This is a genomic window from Pseudomonas sp. AP19 (assembly GCF_001728855.1).
In the GTDB taxonomy this organism is placed as follows: Bacteria; Pseudomonadota; Gammaproteobacteria; order Pseudomonadales; family Pseudomonadaceae; genus Aquipseudomonas; species Aquipseudomonas fluorescens.
In genome coordinates, this window is record NZ_LXJP01000008.1 from 84,403 (window position 1) to 109,923 (window position 25,521).

The window sequence follows — 25,521 nt, forward strand, 5'->3', positions numbered from 1 at the left end:
CCTCACCCCTATGGCTACAGCAGTTTATTCAGGCATTTTCAGCGGGCTAGGCGAGACGATCACGCCATTGTTGTCCGCATAGATGTACTCGCCGGGGCGGAACGTCACGCCCGCGAAGGTCACCACCACGTTCAGGTCGCCAATGCCGCGCTTGTCGGTTTTCATCGGGTGGGAGGCCAGTGCCTGCACGCCCAGGTCAGTTTGGGCGATGACATCGACATCGCGGATGCAACCGTAGATGACCAACCCTTCCCAGCCATTTCTTGCGGCTTTCTCGGCGATCAGGTCGCCCAGCAAGGCGCGACGCAGGGAACCACCACCGTCAACCACCAGCACTTTGCCGGTCCCCGGCTGGTCGGCCTGTTCCTTGACCAATGAGTTGTCTTCGAAGCATTTGATGGTGACGATTTCGCCACCAAAGGAGTCTCGGCCACCGAAATTGCTGAACATCGGCTCAACCACCTGCACCAAGTCCGGGTAGGCGTCGCACAAGTCGGGCGTCACGTAATGGTTCATCGAGAAACTCCTGTCGTGAAAGAAAGAGGTCGAACATCCCACGGTGTACATCAGAAAAACGCGTCGCAACAGGCAATCTTTACATGCTCCCCGTCGACGGCGGCCATGATCAAACCGATCTTGTCGCAACGCAATAGCCACTGCGCGACTGAATATGACCAGAAGCGCCTGGCGCGTCATATCTTAGCCGCAACCACACACAAGTGAAACGCCCTTGGTAGAGCGCTTGCGTCACACCGTTACGGCGACCTGCGCTTGAGCCCCGAACAAAGGTGTCAGCGGATCTTTCAACCACTGCGCCACCAACGGCCACACTTCGGCCTGGGCGGCTTTGCTGACCAGCATTTCAACATGCCCGAAATCCCCGCTAAAACCTTGCCCGCGCCCCAGGCACAGGTATTGGCGATGCTCAGAGCCCACTTGTTCGAACAGCTTGCGACACGCCCAATCCGGGTCTTGTCGATCGCCCGCAGCGCTTACCGCCAACAGCGGCACGTCGACGTCGGCCAAGCCTTTCCACCAGTCTTGCTTACCCTCGCCAAAGCGCCCGAACAGGCCATTCCAGCGCATGGCTTCGATCATCACGCCCGCCGGCTCATCCTCTGGACCGCGCTTGAGCCGGGAGCCGGAGACCTGACCAAAGCGCTTCAAGAGCAAACGTCCCGTCCACTCCAGCGGTGGAATTTTCAACGGCCAGTGGGTGCGACTGACCTGGCAGCCAAACAGCGCGACTGAGGCCACTGCCGGGGCGCCAAGGTGCTGACCACCCAGGGCTGCCGCCAGCGCGGTGCCGCCCAGGGAATGCCCGATCCAGTGCGGGATTTGCGCACTTTGCTCACGCACAAACGCCCCGATGGCCGGCAAATCGTAACGCGCATAATCGGCGACGCGGTTGCTCGCGTAGTGCTGATTGCGCTTGGAGAGGCCATGCCCGCGCATTTCCGGGATCCATACATCAAATCCCTGGCGTGCCAGGTACGCGCCCAGGCCGATGCCTTTAGGCGAGTACCAGAAGCGCCGATTGGAAAAACTGCCGTGCACTAAAATGACCGGCGTGCCCCGGTTTTCCGGGACATCCGCCAGGCCCAAACGGGTCACGGCCAACTCCACGGTGCCGTCCGGGCTGTTGCCGGGTTTGAGGCGGTACACATCTTCACTCAGGTCGCCACGACGTTCAGCACTGATCAGGGCGACGGGAAACAGGTTGCTACTGCTTTGCATAATGCTCTTGCACAAAAAAGGGCGGCGTCCGGAAGGAGTTCCGCCCTGCACAGATAAGAATGCCGGTCACCCTTGATGAGTGACCGGCACTTTTGACGTAACGACCTTATGCGGGCGCTTGGCCTTCCGCCAGGAAGAACCAGGTTTCCAGCACGGAATCGGGGTTCAGCGAGACGCTTTCGATGCCCTGCTCCATCAGCCATTTGGCCAGGTCCGGGTGGTCGGAAGGGCCTTGGCCGCAGATGCCGATGTACTTGCCGGCCTTGTTACAGGCCTGGATGGCGTTGGCCAGCAGCTTCTTGACCGCCGGGTTACGCTCGTCGAACAAGTGAGCGATGATCCCCGAATCGCGGTCCAGGCCCAGGGTCAACTGGGTCAGGTCGTTGGAGCCGATGGAGAAGCCGTCGAAGAATTCCAGGAACTCTTCGGCCAGGATGGCGTTGGACGGCAGTTCGCACATCATGATCACGCGCAAGCCGTTTTCACCGCGGCTCAGGCCGTTTTCCGCCAACAGATCAACGACTTGGCTCGCCTCACCGAGGGTACGCACGAACGGCACCATGATCTCGACGTTGGTCAGGCCCATCTCGTTGCGCACGCGCTTGAGCGCACGGCACTCAAGCTCGAAGCAATCGCGGAACGCTTCGCTGATGTAACGCGAGGCGCCGCGGAAGCCCAGCATCGGGTTTTCTTCTTCCGGCTCATAGAGCTTGCCGCCGATCAGGTTGGCGTATTCGTTGGACTTGAAGTCCGACAGGCGCACGATGACCTTTTTCGGGTAGAAGGCCGCCGCCAGGGTGCTGATGCCTTCCACCAGCTTCTCGACGTAGAAACCTACCGGGTCGTTGTAGCCGGCAATGCGCTTGTCGACGCTTTCCTTGATATCCAACGGCAGACCGTCGTAGTTCAGCAACGCCTTGGGGTGCACGCCGATCATGCGGTTGATGATGAACTCCAGGCGGGCCAGGCCCACACCGGCGTTCGGCAACTGTGCGAAATCGAAGGCACGGTCCGGGTTACCGACGTTCATCATGATCTTGAACGGCAGCTCTGGCATGGCGTCGATGGAGTTTTGCTTGATGTCGAAGCCCAACTCGCCTTCAAAAATGAAGCCGGTATCGCCTTCGGCGCAGGACACCGTCACACCTTGGCCGTCTTTCAACAGTTGCGTGGCATTGCCGCAACCCACCACGGCAGGGATGCCCAGCTCACGCGCGATGATCGCCGCGTGGCAGGTACGCCCGCCGCGGTTGGTGACGATGGCGCTCGCGCGCTTCATCACCGGTTCCCAGTCCGGGTCGGTCATGTCGGAGACCAGTACGTCGCCTGGCTGGACTTTGTCCATCTCGGACACGTCTTTGATGATCCGCACTTTGCCGGCGCCAATGCGCTGGCCGATGGCGCGACCTTCTACCAGCACGGTGCCGGTTTCTTTGAGCAGGTAACGCTCCATGACGTTGGCCGAGGTACGGCTCTTCACGGTTTCGGGGCGAGCCTGCACGATGTACAGCTTACCGTCGTCACCGTCTTTGGCCCACTCGATGTCCATCGGGCACTTGTAGTGCTTTTCGATGATCATTGCTTGCTTGGCCAATTCGCTGACTTCGGCGTCGGTCAGGCAGAAACGCGCACGTTCAGCCTTGTCGACATCAACGGTTTTCACCGAGCGACCGGCCTTGGCCTCGTCGCCGTAGATCATCTTGATGGCTTTACTGCCCAGGTTACGGCGCAGGATGGCCGGACGGCCTGCCTCAAGGGTGTGTTTGTGGACGTAGAATTCGTCCGGGTTGACCGCGCCTTGTACGACGGTTTCGCCCAGGCCGTAGGCGCCAGTGATAAACACCACGTCACGGAAACCGGATTCGGTGTCCAGTGTGAACATCACGCCAGCGGTGCCGGTTTCCGAACGTACCATGCGCTGCACGCCGGCAGACAAGGCCACCAGCTTGTGGTCGAAACCCTGGTGCACACGGTAGGAAATAGCGCGGTCGTTGAACAGCGAGGCGAACACTTCCTTGGCTGCGCGGATAACGTTTTCCACGCCGCGGATATTAAGGAAGGTTTCTTGCTGGCCGGCAAAGGAGGCATCCGGCAAGTCTTCAGCGGTGGCGGAAGAGCGCACGGCAACGGCCATGTCCGGGTTACCGGCCGACAACGTAGCGAAAGCAGTGCGGATTTCTTCGTTGAGCTTCTCGGGGAACTCGGCTTCCATGATCCATTTACGGATCTGGGCGCCGGTCTTGGCCAAAGCGTTGACGTCATCGACATCCAGGGCGTCCAGCGCGGCGTGGATCTGAGCATTCAACCCGCTCAGTTCGAGGAAATCGCGGTAAGCCTGGGCCGTGGTGGCGAAACCACCGGGCACCGAAACACCAGCGCCTGCAAGATTACTGATCATCTCGCCGAGGGATGCGTTCTTGCCCCCCACATGCTCTACATCATGGACGCCGAGCTTATCGAGGGAAACTACGTACTCTACCAAGGTGATCTCTCCACTTTCTGTGTTGGAAAAGCTCAGGACGCCGGCTGCTCAGTAGGAGCAAACGCTGACGCTTGTGGCCTGGACCTGGAAAATAAGTGAGAATGCGGCCCACTGCGGGACGGCAAAATCGCGCCTATCATATCCAAGATTCGCCATCAGCTTAAGGCCCAGGGCTCAAATGAAACGATCTGCTTTCTTTATCTCCGACGGCACCGGCATTACAGCCGAAACATTGGGTCAGAGCCTGCTCGCGCAGTTTGAAAACATTACCTTCGCCAAATTCACGCGGCCCTATATCGACAGCGTGGATAAAGCGCGGGCCATGGTACAACAAATCAATCTGGCGGCCGAAAAAGACGGTTGTCGCCCGATCATTTTCGACACCATCGTCAATCAGGATATTCGTGAGATCCTCGCGACTTCCAATGGTTTCATGATCGACATCTTCTCCACGTTCCTGGCGCCGCTGGAGCAAGAGCTGAGTGAACACTCCTCCTATTCCGTAGGAAAGTCCCATTCCATTGGGCACAACTCCAATTATATGGAGCGTATCGAGGCGGTAAACTTCGCCCTCGACAACGATGACGGCGCCCGCACTCACTACTATGACAAGGCCGACCTGATCCTGGTGGGCGTCTCCCGCTGCGGCAAGACCCCGACGTGCCTGTACATGGCCATGCAGTTCGGCATCCGCGCGGCCAACTATCCGCTGACCGAAGACGATATGGAACACCTGACGCTGCCGACCGCCCTGCGCGCGCACCAGCACAAGCTGTTCGGCCTGACCATTGACCCGGACCGCCTCACGGCCATCCGCAACGAGCGCAAGCCCAACAGCCGCTACTCCAGCTATGCCCAGTGTGAGTTCGAAGTGCGCGAAGTGGAAAATCTGTTCCGTCGCGAGAATATTGCACACATCAATTCCACGCATTTCTCGGTGGAAGAGATATCGGCGAAGATTCTCGTGGAGAAAGGCGTAGAGCGCAGATTCAAATAACCCTGAATGCCCGACAACCCCGCAATTCAAAACTGTGGGAGCGGGCTTGTTCGCGAATGCGCTGGATCAGTCAGTCAATCTGTAGAATGACACCGTGTTTTCGCGAGCAATCCCGCGCCCACATTCAGGTCGGCGTACACCCAAGCCTACAAATGAAACCTGTCCCCGCCCTGCCCCAACGCCGTCGCCAGCACATCGAACCCCGCCCGCAACAACTGATCATCGCCCGACGTATTACAAATGCTCGCCCGAATGAACTGCGGCACTGCGGTTTGCCCCACCGCAAACGCCTCGGCAGTGGCGATCAGGTAATTATTCTGCTTTAGCTCGGCCTCGATTTCCGACGCTCGCCATGGCTCCGGCACTTCAATCCAGAAATGCGGACTGTTGAGGTGGGTGCGATATTCCAGGCCGGCCAGCAGGTCGCGCACCAGGGCTTTGCGTCGGGTGATCTCATTGATTTGTTGGCGTAACAGGTATTCAGCCGTGCCGTTTTCGATCCACTGGGTCGCCAGTTCCAGGGTCACCGGTGTGGCCATCCAGCAGGTCGAGCGCAACGCTGCCGAAATACGGCTGACCAATGCCGGTGGCGCATGCACATAGCCGACACGTAGCCCGGCAGACACCGCCTTGCTCAGGCTACTGATCAAAATCGTACGCTCAGGTGCGAAAAAGCTCAGCGGTGGTGGGCGATCCTCCACCAGGACGCCGTGGGCTTCGTCTTCAAGAATCAGCAGATTGTGCTCACGGCACACCTTAACCAGAGCCTCCCGGCGTGCGACAGACAGTACCGCCGTGGTCGGATTCTGGATGGTCGGCGTGCAGTACAGCGCCGAAACCCGATGATTACGGCAGACCTCATCCAGCGCAGCGGGCAGCACGCCTTCCTCATCCATTTCCAGACCGATCAGACGTACGCCAAGCATCCGCGCAGCGGTGATCAGCCCTGGATAGGTCAGTTGTTCAGTGACCACCGTATCGCCCGCCCGCAGCAGCGCCATCATGGCGCAAAGCAAACCATGCTGGCCGCCATTGACACAGATGACCTGCTCGGGGATCGGGTGAAACTCGCGCTGCACCAGCCATTGCGCACCGGCCTCACGGTAGCGCGGCAAACCGGCGTCCGGTGTGTAGGCACTGATGTCCTGAAGGAACTTGGCGTTGGTCGACAGGGTTTGGAAGCTCTGCGCGAGAAACACCGTCTCCTGCCCAGGAATGTGCATGTTACGGCTCATATCGAAATACTGACGCGGCTCCTCGCTGACGTTGCGAAAGCCTTCATCACGCTGGCGCTCCATCCCACGCTTGCGCACGAACGTGCCGTCCCCCACCCGTGCGACGACTAACCCAAGGCGTTCCAGTTCGCCATAGGCGCGGCTGATGGTGCCGATGGTCACGCCCAGATTGTCGGAAAGAACCCGATGGGGCGGCAGTTTTCGCCCCGGCTCAATCAAGCCTTCAAGGATGCCCCGTTCCATCACATCAGACAGGCGCTTGTACTTCACGCCCTGACCGCTGGACAACCCCTCACGCATAATTGACACCATGTCAATATTTGTTTTGACAGCCATCATTCGCCCTAATAGTGTGCTTTTGCGGGTTCAATCACTGATTGAAACAACTTAATACACAGTCAATATAGAGTTCAATGCCGGCTCAGGGAAGCAATAAACGATGCCAATGTCCGCCGTTCTTGAAAACACTCCAAAAACAAAAACTCAGAAACAGTGGTTGGCTGGCCTGGTCACCAGTGTGATGTTTCTTATCGTGTGCCTGAGTTGGGGCACCACTTGGCTGGGGATCAAGATTGCCGTCGAAAGCGTGCCACCGCTGACGTCCGCGGGCTTGCGCTTCCTGATCGCGTTTCCGTTGTTTCTGTGCTTTGCCCTGGTGCGCCGCGAACCCATCCTGTTCCCGCGAGAAAGCCGCTGGTTCTTCGTATTCGTGACCCTGTCCTATTTCAGCGTTCCCTATTACTTGCTCAACTATGGCGAGATGCACGTCTCGTCCGGTCTCACCGCCCTGCTGTTCAGCTGCATGCCCGTCTTCATTCTGATTTTCTCCGCGCTGTTCCTGCGCGAGCGCATCTATTTTTCCCAAGTGGTCGGCATTGGCATTGGTTTCGGCAGCCTCTACATGATCATCAAGAGCCAGGGCCTGCACCTGGACCACGCCGAGTTCTTCGGGGTACTGGCGATCCTGACCGCCGCGATCATGCATGCCTTGTGCTATGTCATTACCAAGCAAAAAGGCAGCGCCATCAGCGTAATTACCTACAACACCCTGCCCATCGGCATTGCCGGGCTGATGCTGTTCGTGGCCGGCCTGTGGTTTGAAACACCCACGTTCGAAAACATTACCCTGCGTTCCTGGAGCGCACTGTTCTACCTGGGACTGGTGGCGTCTGTAGGCGGTTTTATCGTGTACTTCATGCTGCTCAAACGCTTGAGCCCGATCATTTTGTCGTTCGTATTCATCATCTTCCCGGTATTCGCAGTAATCATCGGCGCCTGGTACGAAGGCGTGGAGATTTCCCGCGACCTGATGCTGTACTCAGCGATCCTGCTGGCCGGCTTTGCGATTACCAAGTTGCCGGTTGAAAAACTGCTGGCCAAGAAAAATTGACTGTCCTGACCCATCAACACCAGCAACGCGAGAGAAACATGGATGTCCTCCGCCCGACCGCCCTGGAACAGATCTACGCCCACGCCAGCCGCAGCTACCCCGAAGAGTGCTGTGGTTTTGTCTTCGCCGACGGCAGTGTGTACCTGGGCAGCAATATCCAGAATGAGCTGCACCGCAAGAACCCCGAGATGTACTCGCGCAGCGCGGCCAATGGCTACACCTTTTCCGTGGCCGACACGCTGCTGCTGAACAAGGCGTTTCGCAGCGATAACCCGGTGGTGGTGATCTACCACTCCCACCCGGACGTCGGTGCCTATTTCAGTGACGAAGACCAGGACAAGGCGCTGTTCCTGGGTGAGCCGATCTACCCCGTCAGCTACCTGGTGGTGGACGTTTGCCAGGGCCAGGCCCTGGGCTCAAAGCTGTTTGCCTGGGATGGCAAGCATTTCGCACTTCAACCTTTCAACGACCTGCACACGGAGTTGTCCATGAACGCTGTCTCTTTCCCCGATATTCTGGTTCGCGTGGCCAAGCTGCCGGAAGCGACCCTTGAGGGCACTGGATCGACATTGCGCGAAGTCATTGAAAACCTCTGCAGCAGCCACCCACAGCTGCGCCCGCACCTGTTTCATGAAAAAAACAACCAGCTCAAGGAACACTTTCTGTTCACCGCCGAAGAAGAACTGATCGGCGCAGATGACCCCTTGCCGGAAAAAGCCAGGATCGAAGTGCTGCTCGCGACCTCCGGCGGCATGGATGTCGACGCGCTGAGCAATGAAGAAGTGCAGCGTTACGTGCGCCACATCACGCTGCCAGGCGTCGGTCGCGAAGGTCAGTTGAACCTCAAAAAAGCCAAGGTGTTGATCATCGGCACCGGTGGCCTGGGCTCACCCATCAGCCTTTACCTGGCGGCAGCCGGCATCGGCACACTGGGCCTGGTGGATTTCGATGTGGTGGAAAGCAGCAACCTGCAACGCCAGATCGTCCACGGCAACAGCACACTGGGTATGCCCAAGGTCGAGTCCGCCAAGCAACGCCTGCAGGACCTCAACCGGCATATTCAGATCAACGCCCACAACACGGCCCTGAATGCCGACAACGCGCTGGATCTGGTGGGCGCCTACGACCTGGTGATCGACGGCACCGACAATTTCGACACGCGCTACCTGGTCAACGACGCTTGCGTGCAGTTGGGCAAACCCTTGGTGTATGGCGCTATCTATCGTTTCGATGGGCAGATCAGCGTGCTCAACTACAAAGGCGGGCCGTGCTACCGCTGCCTGTTCCCCACAGCCCCGCCCGCAGAACTGGCCCCCAACTGCAGCGCCGGCGGCGTCATCGGTGTACTGCCGGGCGTGGTCGGGATGATTCAGGCCACCGAAGCCATCAAGTTGCTGATCGGCATCGGCGAACCGCTGTCCGGCCGCTTGATGCGCTTTGATGCACTGGCAATGAAATTCAGCGAAATCCGCTTCAAGCGTCGCGCCGATTGCCCATGCTGCTCGGAACTGCGCCACAGCGAAGCGGTGGCACCGGCGGTTTGCGCGGACGCCCTGCCCAGCCAACCGTCCCTGGCCGAAGAGCGCTACATCAAGCCGCGCGTACTCAAGCAACTGCTCGAACACCCGCGCAGCGCGGATGTGCTGCTGGATGTGCGCGACGCCAGCGAACTGGAAGTGTGCAAATTGCCGGGCGTTGTACACATCCCCCTCGCTGAACTGGATGGGCAACTCGACAGCCTCAGCCGGGACAACACCCATTACCTGATCTGCTACGCAGGGACCCGCGCCGAGCAAGCGGCCAGCACCTTGCTGGCGGCCGGTTTCGCCAATACCAAAGTCCTGCAGGGCGGCATGAAGCACTGGGTTCGCGACGTCGAACCCGATATGCCTTTGTACTGATTCGGGGACAGCCTGATGTTGCATAACTCAATACTCGACGTGATCGGCCAAACGCCCATCGTGCGCCTGGAGCAGTTTTCCGAGGACCTCGGCATCGAGGTCTACGCCAAGCTGGAATCACTCAACCCCGGCGGCAGTCACAAGGCGCGCATCGCCTTGGGCATGATCCTCGACGCCGAACGGCGCGGCGTGCTGATCCGCGATTCCGGGCAAACCATTATCGAACCCAGCGGCGGCAACACCGGCATCGGCCTGGTGATGGCAGGCAATGTACTGGGCTACAAAGTGGTACTGGTGATCCCCGACAACTACAGCCCGGAAAAACAGAAACTGCTGCGCCTCTACGGCGCCAAGGTCGTGCTGTCGGACAGCCGTTTGGGCAATAACTCCCATGGCGAAAAGTGCATGGCGCTGCAGCTGGAAAACCCCAGCTTCGTGATGCTCAACCAGCAACGCAACGGTGCCAACCCACAAACCCATCGGGATACCACCGCGCCGGAAATCATCCGCGCCTTCGGTGAGCAGCGCGTTGACTATTTCGTCAGCGGTATCGGCACCGGTGGCCACATCACTGGCATCGGCGAAACCCTCAAAGCCGCATGGCCGGCGATCCGGGTGATGGGCGTTGAGCCGGAGGAATGCGACCTGCTGAAAAACCGGCACGCGCCACACCATATTCAGGGCCTGTCGATTGGCCTGATCCCAAGCATCCTCAATGTCGAGGTGCTGGACGGCATGCTCAAGGTATCGCACCAGGCGTGCATCGACATGATGAAACGCATCATGCGCACCGACGCCATCAGCCTTGGGTTGTCCTCAGCTGCCAACATGGTTGCCATCGCTCAGCTTGCCCCCGAACTTCCGCCCGAAACGGTGGTGTTGACCATGGTCTACGACAATGCTGACAGCTACCTGCCCAATTTCGAGTAACCCGTTTGCCAACCATCCAGACTGTGGGGGTGCCTCCATGGGGGGCTTTATCGACATGCAACAGCTGCACGATGAGTTGCTTACCCACCTCATCAAGACCCTGACGCCTACGCAGATGAAGCAGTTGGAACCGCACCTGGCGCCGCTGATCCAGAACGCCGCGCAGGCCGTGGCCGAAGACTTGATCGCCTATGCCTATCGCGACCCGGCTTCCCGAGGGCGCGGCGAGTTGATCCTGGAGTCCTACGCCTCGTTCAAGGCCGTGCTGTTCTACCGGCTTGCGCACCTGGTGTGGAATTTTCCCGACCAGACTAACGGTCTGTTTTCGCGCATCGCCCTCAAGCTCAGCAACCAGGGCAAAGTGCTCTCCGGCGCCGAGATTCACCCCGCCGCACGCATCGGCCGGCGCTTCGTACTTGACCATGGCTACGGCACGGTGATCGGCGAAACCTGCGAGATCGGCAACGACTGCTACATCCTCTGCGGCGTGACATTGGGCGCACGGGGTATCGCCAATAACCCGGACGGCAAGCGTCACCCGCGCCTGGGCAACAATGTCGAGGTGGGCGCTGGCGCACGCGTGCTCGGCTATGTGCTGATCGGCGACAACGTGTTTATCAGCCCTTCATGCGTGATTACCCAGGATGTGCCGGCGGGCACCAAGGTCAAGGTGGTCAATCAGATTCAGCTGCAGAAAAACGCTGAATCGGACCACAGCAACTACCTCGGTGCGTTCGCCCTGGATGAGCGTTTACACGTGGTCGGTGAGGTCAGTGCCAGCCACAAGGTCACGGTACTGGATGCCGACTTTCACCCCCTTCAAGGGTTGATGCTGGAGGCCACGGTGAAAGAGCGTCATCACCTGCAATTTCGCCTGCGTCGCCTCGATGTCGGCGACCACCTGCCGCGACTGCCACTGAACCTGAAAGTCTGCGGGCCCGAATTTGAAATCACCCTGCTCTCCCCTCCTGGCTTGAGCGCAATGGTGCGCCACCTGCTGCAAGCCAGCCCATTGATCGTCGGAGGTTGAACATGTCCGTGCACACCATGGAAACCCTGGCGCTGTTTGACAGTGCCCCCTATCAGAACGCCTTCAGCGCGCGGGTAATTGCCGTCAGCGAACACGGTATCGCGCTGGAGCACACGCTGTTCTACCCCACCGGTGGCGGGCAACCGGGCGATACCGGGCACCTGACCCTGGCCGATGGCACGCGGGTCGAGGTGATCGGCACCGTGCGCGACCCGGTGCTGCGCTCGATCATCTGGCACCAGGTCGAACACTGCCCCGAGCAATTGACAGCCGGGGTGCAAGTGGACGCAGGCCTGGACTGGCAGCGGCGTTACCAGCACATGAAAATGCACACCTGCCTGCACTTGCTGTGCTCGATCATCGATGCACCGGTCACTGGTTGCAGCATCAGCGCAGACAAAGGTCGCCTGGATTTCGACCTGCCGGAAATGACCCTCGACAAAGACAGCATCACCCGCGACCTCAATGCCTTGATCGAACAGGCCCATGAGGTGAAAACCCTGTCGATGCCCGCCTCCGAATATTCGACCCTGCTCCAAATCACCCGCACCCAGGCGGTGGCACCACCGGTCATCCAGGGTTCGGTCCGCGTGATCGAGATCGCCGGTATCGACATCCAGCCGTGCGGTGGCACGCACGTGATCAACACTGAAGAAATCGGCCGGGTGTTCTGCGAAAAAATCGAGAAAAAGAGCAAGCACAATCGCCGGGTGATCCTGCGCTTTGAGTGATACAGCGTGGCTGACGCGGTCAAGTATGGGGGCTCCCCCCCACACCGACGCAGTTTTGCGCTCTATTTCTTTTGCCCGTCGGCTTTCTTAACCAGATCATCAATCTGCTGTTGAAGCTGTGAAATCAACTTTTCGTAGTGATCGGTGGCCTCGTCAAGTCCGCCTTCAAGCTCTTGGTTTTCTTTCTTGAGTGCTTCAATGGTCTGGGAAACCGACGCGGTTGGCTCATTGTCAGGGACCGACACTTCGCTTGGCGTGGAAGCGGGTGTTTCAGGCTGCACGCCACCTGCCGGAACAGATTTGGCAGGGTCAGTCTTCTCTGCCGGTATCGGTGGGAGATTCATCGTGTCGATTCGGTGGGCCAGGCTCCCAATCAGCTGTAACAACCGTGCAAGCATCAACTGGAACTGCTCGAATGCCTGCTTGACCATATGACGAAACTCGTCGTTTTCACGGGTCAACACATCAACACTGCGCGACGGGTCGGGCTCGCTCACCTGCGTATCCAGCGGGGAAGACGTTTCAGGCGGCGCCACCTGCCGTTCATCGTCGAGGCGGGTGTCCGGCTGACTGGCGGGTGTAACGGAAGCATCGGGGGCGGCTTTATCTGAAGCATTGAGCTGTTGCGTCAGGTTGAGTGCCTGCTGGAGAAGCCGCTGGATTTGCGGCTCAAACTTTTCAATCAGCGCTTTGAGCTTGGCGAGAAGCTGATTATTTTTTTGAGTCAATTCTGCCAGCTGGCGCGTTTCAGCGGCTTCTGGCGGCTTCGGGTTGACGATTGCACGGTGGCTCGAAAACGGGCCGCGCTGCTCGGGCGTCACAGGCTGACGGGCAGGTGTCGGATCAGGCTGGGTGTCAGATACCCCAGTCGCTTCGGTGCTGCCTTCAGGGCCGGTGGACGCTGGCGCTGGGAACATTTCATAGCCAACCGGGTAAGGCGCTTGTTGCTGAGTATTTACGCTAGTCATGGAGTGCCGTCTCAGATTCAGGTCTTTAATACGTAACTGACGCGTGCCAGCGAAGCGGCAGTAGCCAGTCGTCTCGCTACCTGATTGGCACTTTTCTGAAAGCGGTTCCGAGCTTGAAGGACAGGTGGGTAGCTGATTGTGTCCGCGTGAAAGAGCAGCAACACCCTGCAATTTGAACGATTGTTGAGCCGTGCCAGAGCTGACGGCAGCCTGAGTGCATTTTTTACCGAAAACTGACAGTAATTTTATACGTTTGTAACATTTTGAAACGTACAATCCCGCCAGCGACGAATCTCCCCCAGATTTGAAGCGCACCAGACTCACGGAGAAAGAGCGCCCGCCCCTTCTCGGTGGGTGATTTGTATAGACGCTAAGCTCATTCCCACCGCACCTCTTTGCACCTGAACGCTGCCGGACTGACTGCCTATGAACTACGGCCTATGAAAAAAGTATTCCGTCACTACCTACCAGCCTCAACGCTGCGTTTGCTGCCCAACCGTTGGGATTTGGTCGCACTGCCTCTGGTGGTCGGCTTTTTGCTGTTCCTGTCCATCGGCGCCCGGGAAACCTGGGCCCCCATCGCCACGTTACAGAGTGAGGTCATCTCCCTCGACCCGGCCAACCTGCCGGAATACGCGATGCGCACCACCTTGCGCATGCTCGCGGCGATGGTGGCATCGCTGATTTTCACGCTGTTGTACGGCACCCTGGCCGCCAAAAGCCGACGCGCCGAAAAACTGCTGGTGCCAGTGCTCGACATTCTGCAATCGGTGCCGGTACTCGGTTACATCTCGTTTACCGTGACGTTCTTCCTGCTGATGTTTCCAGGGCGCGTGCTGGGGGCCGAGTTCGCGGCGATCTTTGCGATCTTTACCAGCCAGGCCTGGAACATGACGTTCAGCTTTTACCAGTCGCTGCGCATGCTGCCCCATGACCTGGTGGAAGTGTCCACCAACCTGCGGCTCTCCGGCTGGCAGAAGTTCTGGAAACTCGACGTGCCCTTCGCCATGCCCGGGCTGGTGTGGAACATGATGATGAGCATGTCCGGCGGTTGGTTTTTCGTGGTTGCTTCTGAAGCCATCACCGTCGGCGACAAAACCATCACGCTGCCGGGCGTGGGCTCATACCTGGCCTTGGCCATTGCCCAGAAAGACCTGCATGCAGTGGGGTATGTGATCCTGGCGATGATTGTGGTGATCCTGATCTACGACCAGTTCCTGTTCCGCCCACTGGTGGCCTGGGCCGACAAATTCCGCATGGAAACCACCGCCTCCCAGGGCGCCGCCCCCCAATCCTGGCTGCTGAACCTGATCCAGCGCACCCGCATTGTCCAGCGCATCCTGCGCCCTATCACCCGCACAGTCAGTCGCATCGGCAACAAGCGCTTCAGCCTCGCGGGCGGTGCGCTCAAGGCCTTGCCGGCAGAGACACCGGCGGCGTCAAAGGTGATCGATTGGGTGTGGGGCTCACTGATAGCGCTGATGGCGGCGTATGCGCTGTACCACATCGTGCAGTACGTCGGCACCGAGGTGACGCTCGCCGAAGTCGGCCATGTGTTTGTACTGGGCCTTATCACCCTGCTGCGAGTGGCCGGGCTGATTCTGATCGCCTCGCTGATCTGGGTGCCGTTGGGCGTGATGATCGGCTTGCGTCCCAGCCTTGCGGAAAAAATCCAGCCCCTCGCGCAGTTCCTCGCGGCGTTCCCGGCGAACCTGCTGTTCCCGGTGTTCGTCATTGTGATCCTGCACTACAAGCTCAACCCGGACATCTGGCTGAGCCCGCTGATCGTGCTGGGCACCCAGTGGTACATCCTGTTCAACGTGATCGCCGGTGCCACCGCGTTCCCCAACGATTTCAAGGAAGTCGCCGCCAACTTCCGCATTCGCGGCTGGCTGTGGTGGCGCAAGGTGATGTTGCCGGGGATCTTTCCGTACTACGTCACCGGCGCGATTACCGCGTCCGGCGGTGCATGGAACGCCAGCATCGTGTCCGAGTATGTGTCCTGGGGCCAGGACAACGTGGTGGCTCACGGGCTGGGGTCCTACATTGCGCAGACCACCGCCGCCGGCGACTTCCCGAAGATCGCCCTGGGCGTCGTGGTGATGTCGATTTTTGTGGTGGCCTTCAACCGCGCGGTCTGGCGACCGATGTACGCCATGGCTGAAAACAAACTTCGCTTGAATTGACGGGATTCGCTGTGATGAATACCAACACTGAACACACTGCTGATACCCCCGAAATCTTCTCGCTGAAAAACGTGAATCGGGTGTTCGGCAAAGGTAAAGACGAACTGCAGGTGCTCAGCGGCGTGGACCTGAGCCTGCACGAGGGTGAAATCGTCGGCATGCTCGGCCGCTCGGGCTCGGGCAAGTCCACACTGCTGCGGATTATCGCCGGGTTGATTCAACCGTCATCGGGCGACGTCCGCTACAACGGCGCGCCGCTGAACGGTCCGGCCGAAGGCGTGGCCATGGTATTCCAGACGTTTGCGCTGTTCCCCTGGCTGACCGTACTGGAAAACGTGGAAGCCGGCCTGCAAGCCCTGCAGGTCGAGCGCAAGGAAACCCGCAAACGCGCACTGGCGGCCATCGACTTGATCGGCCTGGACGGTTTTGAAAACGCCTACCCGCGTGAGTTGTCCGGCGGCATGCGCCAGCGAGTGGGGTTTGCCCGTGGCCTGGTGGTCAACCCGACCCTGTTGCTGATGGACGAACCGTTCTCCGCCCTGGACGTGCTGACCGCCGAAACCCTGCGCACTGACTTGCTGGACCTGTGGAGCGGCAAACAACTGCCGATCAAGTCGATCCTGATCGTGACCCACAACATCGAAGAAGCCGTGTTGATGTGCGACCGCATCCTGGTGCTGTCGTCCAACCCGGGTCGCGTGGTCGCAGCCATCAACGTACCGTTCCCGCACCCGCGCAACCGGCTGGACCCGACCTTTCGGCAAATGGTCGACGACATCTATGCGCTGATGACTGACCGGCGCAGCGCCGACGCCAGCCGAGGCCTGCCGGAACTGAAAATGGGCAGCCTGTTGCCGGAAGTGTCGACCAACCTGATGGCCGGCCTGATCGAAACCCTCGCCGCCGAGCCTTACAACGGGCATGCCGGCTTACCGACCGTAGCCGAGCGGCGCTTGCTGGAAGTCGACGATCTGTTCCCGGTAGCGGAGATGCTTGAGCATTTGGGCTTTGCCGAGCTCAAGGGCGCCGACATTACCCTGACCGATGCCGGCAAATTGTTCGCCGACTATGGCACCCAGGAACGCAAAACCCTGTTCGCCGAGCATTTGATCCGGCACGTGCCATTGGCCGCACGCATTCATCAGGTGTTGCTTGAGCGCAGCGGGCACCGGGCGCCACGGGTGCGCTTCGAGCAGGAATTGGAAGACTCAATGACCGAAGCGTTTGTCGAGAAAACCCTGGAAAGCGTGGTGGCGTGGGGGCGCTATGCGGAGATCTTCTCCTATGACGACCACACCGAGACGTTCAGCCTGGATGATGTGGAAGGCAGTATGTAGCGCCTGAGCAAACGCTAATGTGAACGTGGGAGCGGGCTTGCTCGCGAATGCGGTGAGTCAGCGACAGATGAATTGCCTGACACTGCGCTTTCGCGAGCAAGCCCGCTCCCACATTAGTTTCGTGGTGTTGTTTAGATTACAAAAAAATCAACGAAACGGTTCACAGGCGTGGCCTCCAGCCGTGCCTGATCCTTGCACAACGCAAAAATCTGCGCACTGCGCTGCGCGGTAAACCGCGTGGCCAAATTGGCTTTGAACTTGTCTTCCAGCAACGGAATGCCATCCACCCGACGCCGACGATGGCCAATCGGGTATTCCACCGCCACCTGCGCGGTGCTGGAGCCGTCGTTGAAAAACACCTGCACCGCGTTGGCGATGGAGCGCTTGTCCGCCTCCAGGTATTCGCGGCTGTAGCGCGGGTCTTCGACAATGACCATCTTCTGGCGCAGCTCATCAATGATCGGATGAGCCGCATGAAACTCATCCTCGTACTGCTCGGCCACCAGATTGCCGAAGGCCAGGGGCACCGCGGTCATGTATTGCAGGCAGTGGTCGCGGTCGGCGGCGTTGGCCAATGGGCCGACCTTGGAGATGATGCGAATCGCCGACTCGTGGGTGGTGATCTCGATGCGTTCGATTTCATGCAGGCGATGCTTGACCAACGGGTGCAACGTCACCGCCGCCTCGCAGGCCGTTTGCGCGTGAAACTCGGCGGGGAAGCTGATCTTGAACAGCACGTTTTCCATCACATAGGTGCCGTAAGGCTGTGACAGGCTGAATGCCCGTTTGTCCTCCGGCTTGAGCGCCAGGTCGTTGTTGGTGTGGCTGAACAGCACGTCGTAAAAGCCCCACTGCGGCGCGCTCAACACCCCGGGGATGCCCATCTCGCCACGCAGCGCGATATCCGCCAGGCGCACGCCACGGCTTGAGGCATCCCCCGCTGCCCAGGATTTGCGCGAACCGGCATTGGGCGCGTGGCGGTAGGTGCGCAGCGCCTGCCCATCGACAAAGGCGTGGGACAAGGCGGCGAGCAGTTGCTCACGGTCAGCGCCCATCAACTTGGCGGTGACAGCAGTAGAGGCGACTTTCACCAGCAGCACATGATCGAGGCCGACGCGGTTGAAAGAGTTTTCCAGGGCAATCACGCCCTGGATCTCGTGGGCCATGATCATCGCTTCCAGCACCGCGCGCACGGTCAGCGGCGCGTCGCCATTGGCCACGCGCTGTTGTGAAAGGTGGTCGGCCACGGCAAGAATGCCCCCGAGGTTATCCGAAGGGTGGCCCCACTCGGCGGCGAGCCAGGTGTCGTTGTAGTCGAGCCAACGCACGATGCAGCCAATGTCCCAGGCGGCTTTGACCGGGTCCAGCCGAAACGACGTGCCCGGCACGCGCGCGCCGAACGGCACCACCGTGCCCTCCACGATCGGCCCCAGGTGCTTGGTGCACTCGGGGAAGCGCAGGGCCAAAAGGCCGCAACCGAGGGTGTCCATCAGGCAGTTGCGGGCAGTGTCCAAGGCGTCCCGGGAATCAATCCGGTAATTGAGGACATAATCGGCGATGTCCTGCAGGACCTGGTCGTAGTCGGGACGGTGGTTCTGGTCGACGTTGGCGCTCATGGCCGTTCTCCAAAGTGGGTTGGGGTTGCTCCATCCTCAGGTTCAGGGTTGATCATGTGTGGCAGGTCTGATTGCCTGCTAATTGAATGCGGATTGCGTTGAACCCCAATTAAGCCCGCCCCACAAGGGGACGGTGCAGGGTTTTAAAAGGCGTCGCCGGGCACGCGCACGAAACCTTCCATCAGGACTCGCGCACTGCGGCTCATGATGGCTTTTTTCACCACCCATTCACCGTTCACCTGGCTGGCTTCAGCGCCGACGCGCAAGGTGCCGGACGGGTGCCCGAAGCGCACGGCGTTACGCTCAACACCGCCGGCGGCCAGGTTGACCAGCGTGCCGGAAATTGCCGCCGCCGTGCCGATCGCCACGGCTGCCGTGCCCATCATCGCGTGGTGCAACTTACCCATCGACAGCGCACGCACCAGCAAGTCGACATCACCGGCGTTGATTGCCTTGCCACTGGACGCCACGTAATCCGCAGGCTTGGCCACAAACGCGACCTTCGGCGTGTGCTGGCGCTGGGCGGCTTCGTCGAGGTGTTTGATCAGGCCCATGCGCAAGGCGCCATAGGCGCGCACGGTTTCGAACATCGCCAGGGCTTTGGGGTCGCTGTTGATCGCGCCCTGCAGCTCGGTGCCGGTGTAGCCGAGGTCTTCGGCGTTGATGAAAATCGTCGGGATGCCCGCGTTGATCAGCGTCGCTTTGAAGGTGCCGACCCCCGGTACTTCCAAGTCATCGACCAGGTTGCCGGTGGGGAACATCGAGCCGCCGCCGCCCTCTTCTTCGGCCGCCGGGTCCATGAATTCGAGCTGCACTTCGGCGGCCGGAAAGGTCACGCCGTCAAGTTCGAAGTCGCCGGTTTCCTGCACCGCGCCGTCGGTGATCGGCACATGGGCGATGATGGTCTTGCCAATATTGGCCTGCCACACCCGCACCACCGCTACACCGTTGTGCGGCACGCGGGCGGGGTCGACCAACCCGGCGCTGATGGCGAAAGAGCCCACCGCCGCCGAGAGGTTGCCGCAGTTGCCGCTCCAGTCGACAAAGGGCTTATCGATGGAGACCTGGCCAAACAGGTAGTCCACGTCGTGCTCGGCGCGGGTGCTTTTGGCCAGGATCACGGTTTTGCTGGTGCTGGAGGTAGCACCGCCCATGCCGTCAATCTGCTTGTCGTAGGGATCGGGGCTGCCAATCACCCGCAACAGCAGGGCATCGCGAGCAGCACCCGGCACCTGCGCCGCTTCAGGCAGGTCGTTGAGGCTGAAAAACACGCCCTTGCTGGTGCCGCCACGCATATAGGTGGCGGGGATCTTGATTTGCGCTGCGTGTGCCATGGTTATCCTCTTCAGGCGGTCGCCGCCGATTCCAGGAAGTCTTGGGCAAACCGCTGCAACACGCCGCCCGCCTCGTAGATCGACACTTCTTCAGCCGTGTCCAGACGGCACGTCACCGGCACTTCGACACGTTCGCCATGCTTGCGGTTGATCACCAGGGTCAACTGCGCACGCGGGGTGCGCTGGCCGATCACGTCATAGGTCTCGCTGCCGTCAATGTTCAAGGTGTGACGGTCGGTGCCCGGCAGGAATTCCAGCGGCAACACGCCCATGCCCACCAGGTTGGTGCGGTGAATGCGTTCAAAGCCTTCGGCGACAATCGCTTCCACACCGGCCAGGCGCACGCCCTTGGCCGCCCAGTCGCGGGACGAGCCCTGGCCGTAGTCGGCACCCGCAATAATGATCAGCGGCTGCTTGCGTTCCATGTAGGTTTCAATGGCTTCCCACATCCGCGTGACCTGGCCTTCGGGCTCGATACGCGCCAGGGAACCCTGCTTGACCTTGCCGTTTTCAACCACCATTTCATTGAACAGTTTCGGGTTGGCGAAGGTTGCGCGCTGCGCGGTCAAGTGGTCGCCGCGGTGGGTGGCGTAAGAGTTGAAGTCAACTTCCGGCAGGCCCATTTTCGCCAGGTATTCACCGGCGGCGCTGTCGAGCATGATCGCGTTGGACGGCGACAGGTGATCGGTGGTGATGTTGTCCGGCAGCACCGCCAACGGGCGCATGCCCTTGAGCGGGCGAGCACCGGCCAGCGCGCCTTCCCAGTACGGCGGGCGGCGAATGTAAGTGCTTTGCGGGCGCCAATCGTACAGCGGCGCGACTTTCGGGCCGGTGTCTTCGTGAATCGCGAACATCGGGATGTACACCGCGCGGAACTGCTCCGGTTTGACCGACGCCTTGACCACCGCGTCGATTTCTTCATCGCTCGGCCAGATGTCTTTGAGGCGGATTTCCTTACCGTCGGCATCCAGGCCCAGCACGTCCTTTTCGATGTCGAAACGGATGGTGCCGGCAATCGCATAAGCCACGACCAGCGGCGGCGAAGCGAGGAACGCTTGCTTGGCGTACGGGTGAATGCGCCCGTCAAAGTTGCGGTTACCGGAAAGCACCGCGGTGGCGTAGAGGTCACGGTCGATGATTTCTTGCTGGATCACCGGGTCGAGCGCACCGGACATGCCGTTGCAGGTGGTGCAAGCGAACGCCACCACACCAAAACCCAACTGCTCCAACTCGTGGGTCAAGCCGGCCTCATCGAGGTACATCGCCACGGTTTTCGAGCCGGGCGCCAGCGAAGATTTGACCCACGGTTTGCGGGCCAGCCCGAGCCTGTTGGCATTGCGTGCCAACAGGCCGGCGGCGATCACGTTGCGCGGGTTGCTGGTGTTGGTGCAACTGGTAATGGCGGCGATGATCACCGCGCCATCCGGCATTTGCCCCGGCACTTCGTCCCACTGCCCGGAGATGCCCTTGGAGGCCAGATCACTGGTGGCGACGCGGGCGTGCGGGTTGCTCGGGCCGGCCATATTGCGCACGACACTGGACAGGTCGAAGGTCAGGCCGCGCTCGTACTGCGCGCCTTTGAGGTCATCCGCCCACAGGCCGGTGTGGCGCGCGTACTGCTCAACCAACGTGACTTGTTCGTCTTCGCGGCCGGTGAGTTTCAGGTAGGCGATGGTCTGCGAGTCGATGTAGAACATGGCCGCGGTGGCGCCATATTCCGGGGCCATGTTGGAGATGGTCGCACGGTCGCCCAGAGTCAGGGCCGAGGCACCTTCGCCGAAGAATTCCAGCCATGCCCCCACCACTTTCTGCTTGCGCAGGAACTCGGTCAGCGCCAGCACCATGTCGGTCGCGGTAATGCCCGGTTGCAGCTTGCCCGTCAGCTCCACGCCGACACTTTCCGGCAGGCGCATCCACGAGGCGCGGCCGAGCATCACACTCTCGGCTTCAAGGCCGCCGACGCCGATGGCGATCACGCCCAGGGCATCCACGTGTGGGGTGTGACTGTCGGTGCCGACGCAGGTATCCGGGAACGCCACACCGTCACGTACCTGAATCACCGGGGACATTTTCTCCAGGTTGATCTGGTGCATGATGCCGTTGCCCGGCGGGATCACGTCGACGTTCTTGAAGGCCTTTTTGGTCCACTCGATAAAGTGGAAACGGTCTTCGTTGCGACGGTCCTCGATGGCGCGGTTTTTCTCGAACGCATCGGGGTCAGCACCACCGGCTTCAACGGCCAGGGAGTGGTCGACGATCAGTTGGGTCGGCACCACCGGGTTGACCTGGGCCGGGTCGCCGCCTTGCAGGGCGATGGCATCGCGCAGGCCGGCGAGGTCGACCAGGGCGGTCTGGCCGAGGATATCGTGGCACACCACGCGCGCCGGGAACCACGGGAAGTCGAGGTCACGCTTGCGCTCGATCAGTTGGCTCAGGGATGCATTGAGCGTGGCCGGGTCGCAACGGCGCACCAGGTTCTCCGCGAGGACGCGGGAGGTGTACGGCAAGGTGGCATAGGCACCGGGGCGGATTGCATCGACTGCCGCGCGGGCGTCGTAAAAATCCAAGCGGCTGCCAGGCAGCGGTTTACGAAATTCAGTGTTCATCGTCAGGACTCGGTCACGGTTGGTTCACAAGGTGCCGACTGACTCCGAGGTGGAATGCGATCAAAATGTGGGAGCGGGCTTGCTCGCGAAAGCGGTGGAACAGTCGCCGGATGTGTTGAATGACACACCGTATTCGCGAGCAAGCCCGCTCCCACATTTTTGATTCGGTTACCACGTCAGGATCGCCGGTCACTTCACTCAGCGACGTTCGATTGGCACGAACTTGCGCTGCTCAACGCCGATATATTCGGCGCTTGGACGGATGATGCGGTTGTTGTCGCGCTGCTCGAACACGTGCGCGGCCCAGCCGGTGAGGCGCGAGCACACAAAGATCGGCGTGAACAGCTTGGTCGGGATGCCCATGAAGTGGTACGCCGAGGCATGGTAGAAGTCGGCATTGGGGAACAACTTCTTCTGCTCCCACATGGTCTTGTCGATGGCTTCGGAAACCGGGAACAGCACGGTATCCCCCACTTCGTCGGCGAGTTTTTTCGACCAGCCCTTGATCACTTCATTGCGCGGGTCGCTGTCTTTGTAGATCGCGTGGCCGAAGCCCATGATCTTGTCTTTGCGCGCCAGCATGCCAAGGGTGCCTTCAACGGCCTCTTCGGCCGAGCCGAAACGCTCGATCATTTCCATCGCCGCTTCGTTGGCGCCACCATGCAGCGGGCCGCGCAGGGAGCCGATGGCAGCAGTGACGCACGAATACAGGTCGGACAAGGTCGAGGCACACACGCGGGCGGTGAAGGTCGACGCGTTGAATTCGTGCTCGGCGTAGAGGATCAGCGACACGTTCATGACTTTCTCATGCAGTGCGCTCGGCTTTTTGCCATGCAGCAGGTGCAGGAAGTGGCCGCCGATGCTGGGCTCGTCGGTCACGCAGTCGATGCGCTTGCCGTCGTGGCTGAAGCGATACCAGTAACACATGATCGCCGGGAAGGCGGCAAGCAGGCGGTCGGTGACATCGCGTTGCACGCTGAAGTCTTTCTCGGGCTCGATATTGCCCAGGAACGAGCAACCCGTGCGCATCACGTCCATCGGGTGGGCGTCGGCAGGAATGCGTTCGAGCACTTCTTTCAGGGCCTGGGGCAGATCGCGCAGGGTGCTCAGCTTTTTGCTGTAGGCCGCCAGCTCGGCGTTGGTCGGCAACTCGCCGTAGAGCAGCAGGTAGGCGACTTCTTCAAATTGCGCGTCGGCGGCGAGTTCACGCACGTCATAACCGCGATAGGTGAGGCCGGCACCGGCCTGGCCTACGGTGGACAGTGCCGTTTGCCCGGCCACCTGGCCACGCAGGCCAGCGCCACTCAGTACTTTTGCTTCAGCCATGGTTCTCTCCAATTTTGTCGTTATTCAGGGAGGCGCGTATAGGAGCAGGCTGGCCCGCTCCCACAGGCTTTACTTCTTCGCGGCGAACAGCGCGTCGAGCTTCTGCTCGAAGGTGTGGTAGTCGATGCGATCGTAAAGCTCCATGCGGGTTTGCATGGTGTCGATCACGTTCTGTTGGGTGCCGTCGCGACGGATCGCGGTGTAGACGTTCTCGGCGGCCTTGTTCATGGCACGGAACGCCGAGAGCGGGTACAGCACGATGGAAACATCGGCAGATTTCAACTGTTCGGTGGTGTACAGCGGGGTTGCGCCAAATTCGGTGATGTTGGCCAGGATCGGCGCCTTCACGCGGGCGGCGAACAGTTTGTACATCTCCAGTTCAGTGATGGCTTCCGGGAACACCATGTCGGCGCCGGCTTCGATGCAGGCGGCGGCACGCTCCAGGGCGGATTCCAGCCCTTCGACGGCAAGGGCGTCGGTGCGCGCCATGATCACGAAGCTGTCATCGGTGCGCGCATCCACGGCGGCCTTGATGCGGTCGACCATTTCCTGCTGGGACACGATTTCCTTATTCGGGCGATGACCGCAGCGCTTGGCGCCAACCTGGTCTTCGATGTGGATGGCAGCGGCGCCGAACTTGATCATCGATTTGACCGTGCGCGCCACGTTGAAGGCTGACGAACCGAACCCGGTGTCCACGTCCACCAGCAGCGGCAAGTCGCACACGTCAGTGATACGGCGCACGTCGGTCAGCACATCATCCAGGCCGGTGATGCCCAGGTCCGGCACACCGAGCGAGCCGGCAGCGACGCCGCCGCCCGAGAGGTAAATGGCCTTGAAACCGGCGCGCTTGGCCAGCAGCGCGTGGTTGGCGTTGATTGCGCCCACCACTTGCAATGGCTGTTCGCTGGCGACGGCATCACGGAAACGCTGGCCTGGAGTAGTTTTATTGTTGGAACTCATGACTCACCTCGCTGAGTGGCTGTCTGGGGCGCGCCGTCCGGGAAGTGACGGGCGATATTGCGTTTGGAGGCGCCGATATGCCGGCGCATCAACAATTCGGCCAGTTCACCGTCGCGATCGGCAATCGCATCAAGAATGCGGTGATGCTCGGCAAAGGCCTGGCGTGGACGATTGGGGGTGGCAGAGAACTGGATGCGGTACATGCGCACCAACTGGTACAGCTCGCCGCAGAGCATCTGGGTCAGCGTGCGATTACCGGCACCTTGAATTATCCGGTAATGAAAATCGAAGTCGCCTTCCTGCTGGTAGTACCCGACACCCGCCTGGAACGCGTCGTCGCGCTCATGGGTGTGCAGCACTTGGCGCAGCTCTTCGATTTCCGCATCGGTCATGCGCTCGGCAGCCAAACGGCAGGCCATGCCTTCCAGGGATTCGCGGATTTCATAGAGCTCGATCAGCTCGGCATGGCTCAAGGACACCACTCGCGCGCCTACGTGGGGCACGCGCACCAGCAGACGCTGACCTTCCAGGCGGTGGATCGCTTCACGCAATGGGCCACGGCTGATGCCGTAGGTGCGCGCCAGCTCTGGCTCGGAGATCTTGCTGCCGGGGGCGATTTCGCCTTTGACGATGGCGGCCTGGATACGCCGGAAGACGTTCTCGGACATGGTCTGGGAATCGTCTTGCGCTACCACTGGGGTTTCCAGTTGATCCAGCATATTGTCGACACCTTTAAAAGCAATGCCGCAAAA

The 25,521-nt window shown here is 60.3% G+C and carries 19 protein-coding genes; 8 read left to right on the forward strand and 11 right to left on the reverse strand.

Annotated elements, in window-relative coordinates:
- Positions 1-24 precede the first annotated feature (24 nt).
- The 3 genes from rraA to ppsA form a co-directional block, all read right to left on the reverse strand.
- A complete protein-coding gene (gene rraA / locus A7D21_RS08730) occupies positions 25-516 on the reverse strand; it encodes a ribonuclease E activity regulator RraA (RefSeq protein ID WP_069551492.1) in 492 nt (163 codons plus the stop codon).
- 231 nt (positions 517-747) lie between these two features.
- Positions 748-1,737, reverse strand: a complete 990-nt coding sequence (locus A7D21_RS08735; RefSeq protein ID WP_053257477.1) for an alpha/beta fold hydrolase — start codon at positions 1,735-1,737, stop codon at positions 748-750.
- Between the two features lie 106 nt (positions 1,738-1,843).
- Entirely contained in the window at positions 1,844-4,219 is a 2,376-nt protein-coding gene (gene ppsA / locus A7D21_RS08740) for a phosphoenolpyruvate synthase (RefSeq protein WP_069551493.1), read from the reverse strand.
- A 178-nt stretch (positions 4,220-4,397) separates the two neighbouring features.
- Here ppsA and A7D21_RS08745 point away from each other — a divergent pair, with 178 nt between their 5' ends.
- A complete protein-coding gene (locus A7D21_RS08745; RefSeq protein WP_053257479.1) occupies positions 4,398-5,216 on the forward strand; it encodes a pyruvate, water dikinase regulatory protein in 819 nt (272 codons plus the stop codon).
- Between the two features lie 146 nt (positions 5,217-5,362).
- Here the strand turns inward: A7D21_RS08745 and A7D21_RS08750 are convergent, their stop codons facing one another.
- Positions 5,363-6,787 (reverse strand): PLP-dependent aminotransferase family protein, encoded by a 1,425-nt coding sequence (locus A7D21_RS08750; RefSeq protein WP_069551539.1) that lies wholly within the window; start codon positions 6,785-6,787, stop codon positions 5,363-5,365.
- Positions 6,788-6,947: 160 nt separating this feature from the next.
- Between A7D21_RS08750 and A7D21_RS08755 the strand changes: the two genes are divergently transcribed.
- The 5 genes from A7D21_RS08755 to A7D21_RS08775 are packed head-to-tail and all read left to right on the forward strand — an operon-like array spanning position 6,948 to position 12,433.
- Positions 6,948-7,841: a DMT family transporter gene (locus A7D21_RS08755; RefSeq protein ID WP_017134754.1), complete on the forward strand. Its 894-nt coding sequence runs from the start codon at positions 6,948-6,950 to the stop codon at positions 7,839-7,841.
- Between the two features lie 38 nt (positions 7,842-7,879).
- Positions 7,880-9,742: a molybdopterin-synthase adenylyltransferase MoeB gene (gene moeB, locus A7D21_RS08760; RefSeq protein ID WP_069551494.1), complete on the forward strand. Its 1,863-nt coding sequence runs from the start codon at positions 7,880-7,882 to the stop codon at positions 9,740-9,742.
- Between the two features lie 15 nt (positions 9,743-9,757).
- Entirely contained in the window at positions 9,758-10,672 is a 915-nt protein-coding gene (locus A7D21_RS08765; protein WP_069551495.1) for a PLP-dependent cysteine synthase family protein, read from the forward strand.
- Positions 10,673-10,709: 37 nt separating this feature from the next.
- On the forward strand, positions 10,710-11,702 hold the full coding sequence (locus tag A7D21_RS08770; RefSeq protein ID WP_053257483.1) for a serine O-acetyltransferase: 993 nt from the start codon (positions 10,710-10,712) through the stop codon (positions 11,700-11,702).
- A 2-nt stretch (positions 11,703-11,704) separates the two neighbouring features.
- A complete protein-coding gene (locus A7D21_RS08775) occupies positions 11,705-12,433 on the forward strand; it encodes an alanyl-tRNA editing protein (protein ID WP_053257484.1) in 729 nt (242 codons plus the stop codon).
- A 62-nt stretch (positions 12,434-12,495) separates the two neighbouring features.
- Here A7D21_RS08775 and A7D21_RS08780 read toward each other — a convergent pair whose 3' ends face one another.
- The gene (locus A7D21_RS08780) at positions 12,496-13,725 is read right to left on the reverse strand and encodes a hypothetical protein (protein ID WP_141718208.1); all 1,230 of its coding nucleotides are present in this window, start codon (positions 13,723-13,725) and stop codon (positions 12,496-12,498) included.
- A gap of 116 nt (positions 13,726-13,841) precedes the next feature.
- Between A7D21_RS08780 and A7D21_RS08785 the strand changes: the two genes are divergently transcribed.
- The gene (locus A7D21_RS08785) at positions 13,842-15,587 is read left to right on the forward strand and encodes an ABC transporter permease subunit (RefSeq protein WP_053257486.1); all 1,746 of its coding nucleotides are present in this window, start codon (positions 13,842-13,844) and stop codon (positions 15,585-15,587) included.
- A 14-nt stretch (positions 15,588-15,601) separates the two neighbouring features.
- Entirely contained in the window at positions 15,602-16,924 is a 1,323-nt protein-coding gene (locus A7D21_RS08790; RefSeq protein WP_053257487.1) for an AAA-associated domain-containing protein, read from the forward strand.
- A 131-nt stretch (positions 16,925-17,055) separates the two neighbouring features.
- Here the strand turns inward: A7D21_RS08790 and prpD are convergent, their stop codons facing one another.
- The 6 genes from prpD to A7D21_RS08820 form a co-directional block, all read right to left on the reverse strand.
- A complete protein-coding gene (gene prpD, locus A7D21_RS08795) occupies positions 17,056-18,540 on the reverse strand; it encodes a 2-methylcitrate dehydratase (protein ID WP_069551497.1) in 1,485 nt (494 codons plus the stop codon).
- 143 nt (positions 18,541-18,683) lie between these two features.
- A complete protein-coding gene (gene prpF / locus A7D21_RS08800) occupies positions 18,684-19,874 on the reverse strand; it encodes a 2-methylaconitate cis-trans isomerase PrpF (protein WP_053257489.1) in 1,191 nt (396 codons plus the stop codon).
- Between the two features lie 11 nt (positions 19,875-19,885).
- Positions 19,886-22,480, reverse strand: coding sequence for a Fe/S-dependent 2-methylisocitrate dehydratase AcnD (acnD, locus tag A7D21_RS08805; RefSeq protein ID WP_053257490.1), 2,595 nt, complete (start codon positions 22,478-22,480; stop codon positions 19,886-19,888).
- Between the two features lie 198 nt (positions 22,481-22,678).
- Positions 22,679-23,806 carry a 2-methylcitrate synthase gene (prpC, locus tag A7D21_RS08810; protein ID WP_069551498.1) on the reverse strand — a complete coding sequence of 376 codons (1,128 nt, stop codon included), beginning with the start codon at positions 23,804-23,806 and terminating at the stop codon, positions 22,679-22,681.
- A 69-nt stretch (positions 23,807-23,875) separates the two neighbouring features.
- Positions 23,876-24,769 carry a methylisocitrate lyase gene (prpB, locus tag A7D21_RS08815; RefSeq protein WP_053257492.1) on the reverse strand — a complete coding sequence of 298 codons (894 nt, stop codon included), beginning with the start codon at positions 24,767-24,769 and terminating at the stop codon, positions 23,876-23,878.
- Complete coding sequence (locus A7D21_RS08820) at positions 24,766-25,488, reverse strand: GntR family transcriptional regulator (RefSeq protein ID WP_069551499.1); 723 nt, start codon at positions 25,486-25,488, stop codon at positions 24,766-24,768. The genes prpB and A7D21_RS08820 overlap by 4 nt, the downstream gene beginning before the upstream one ends.
- Positions 25,489-25,521 lie beyond the last annotated feature (33 nt).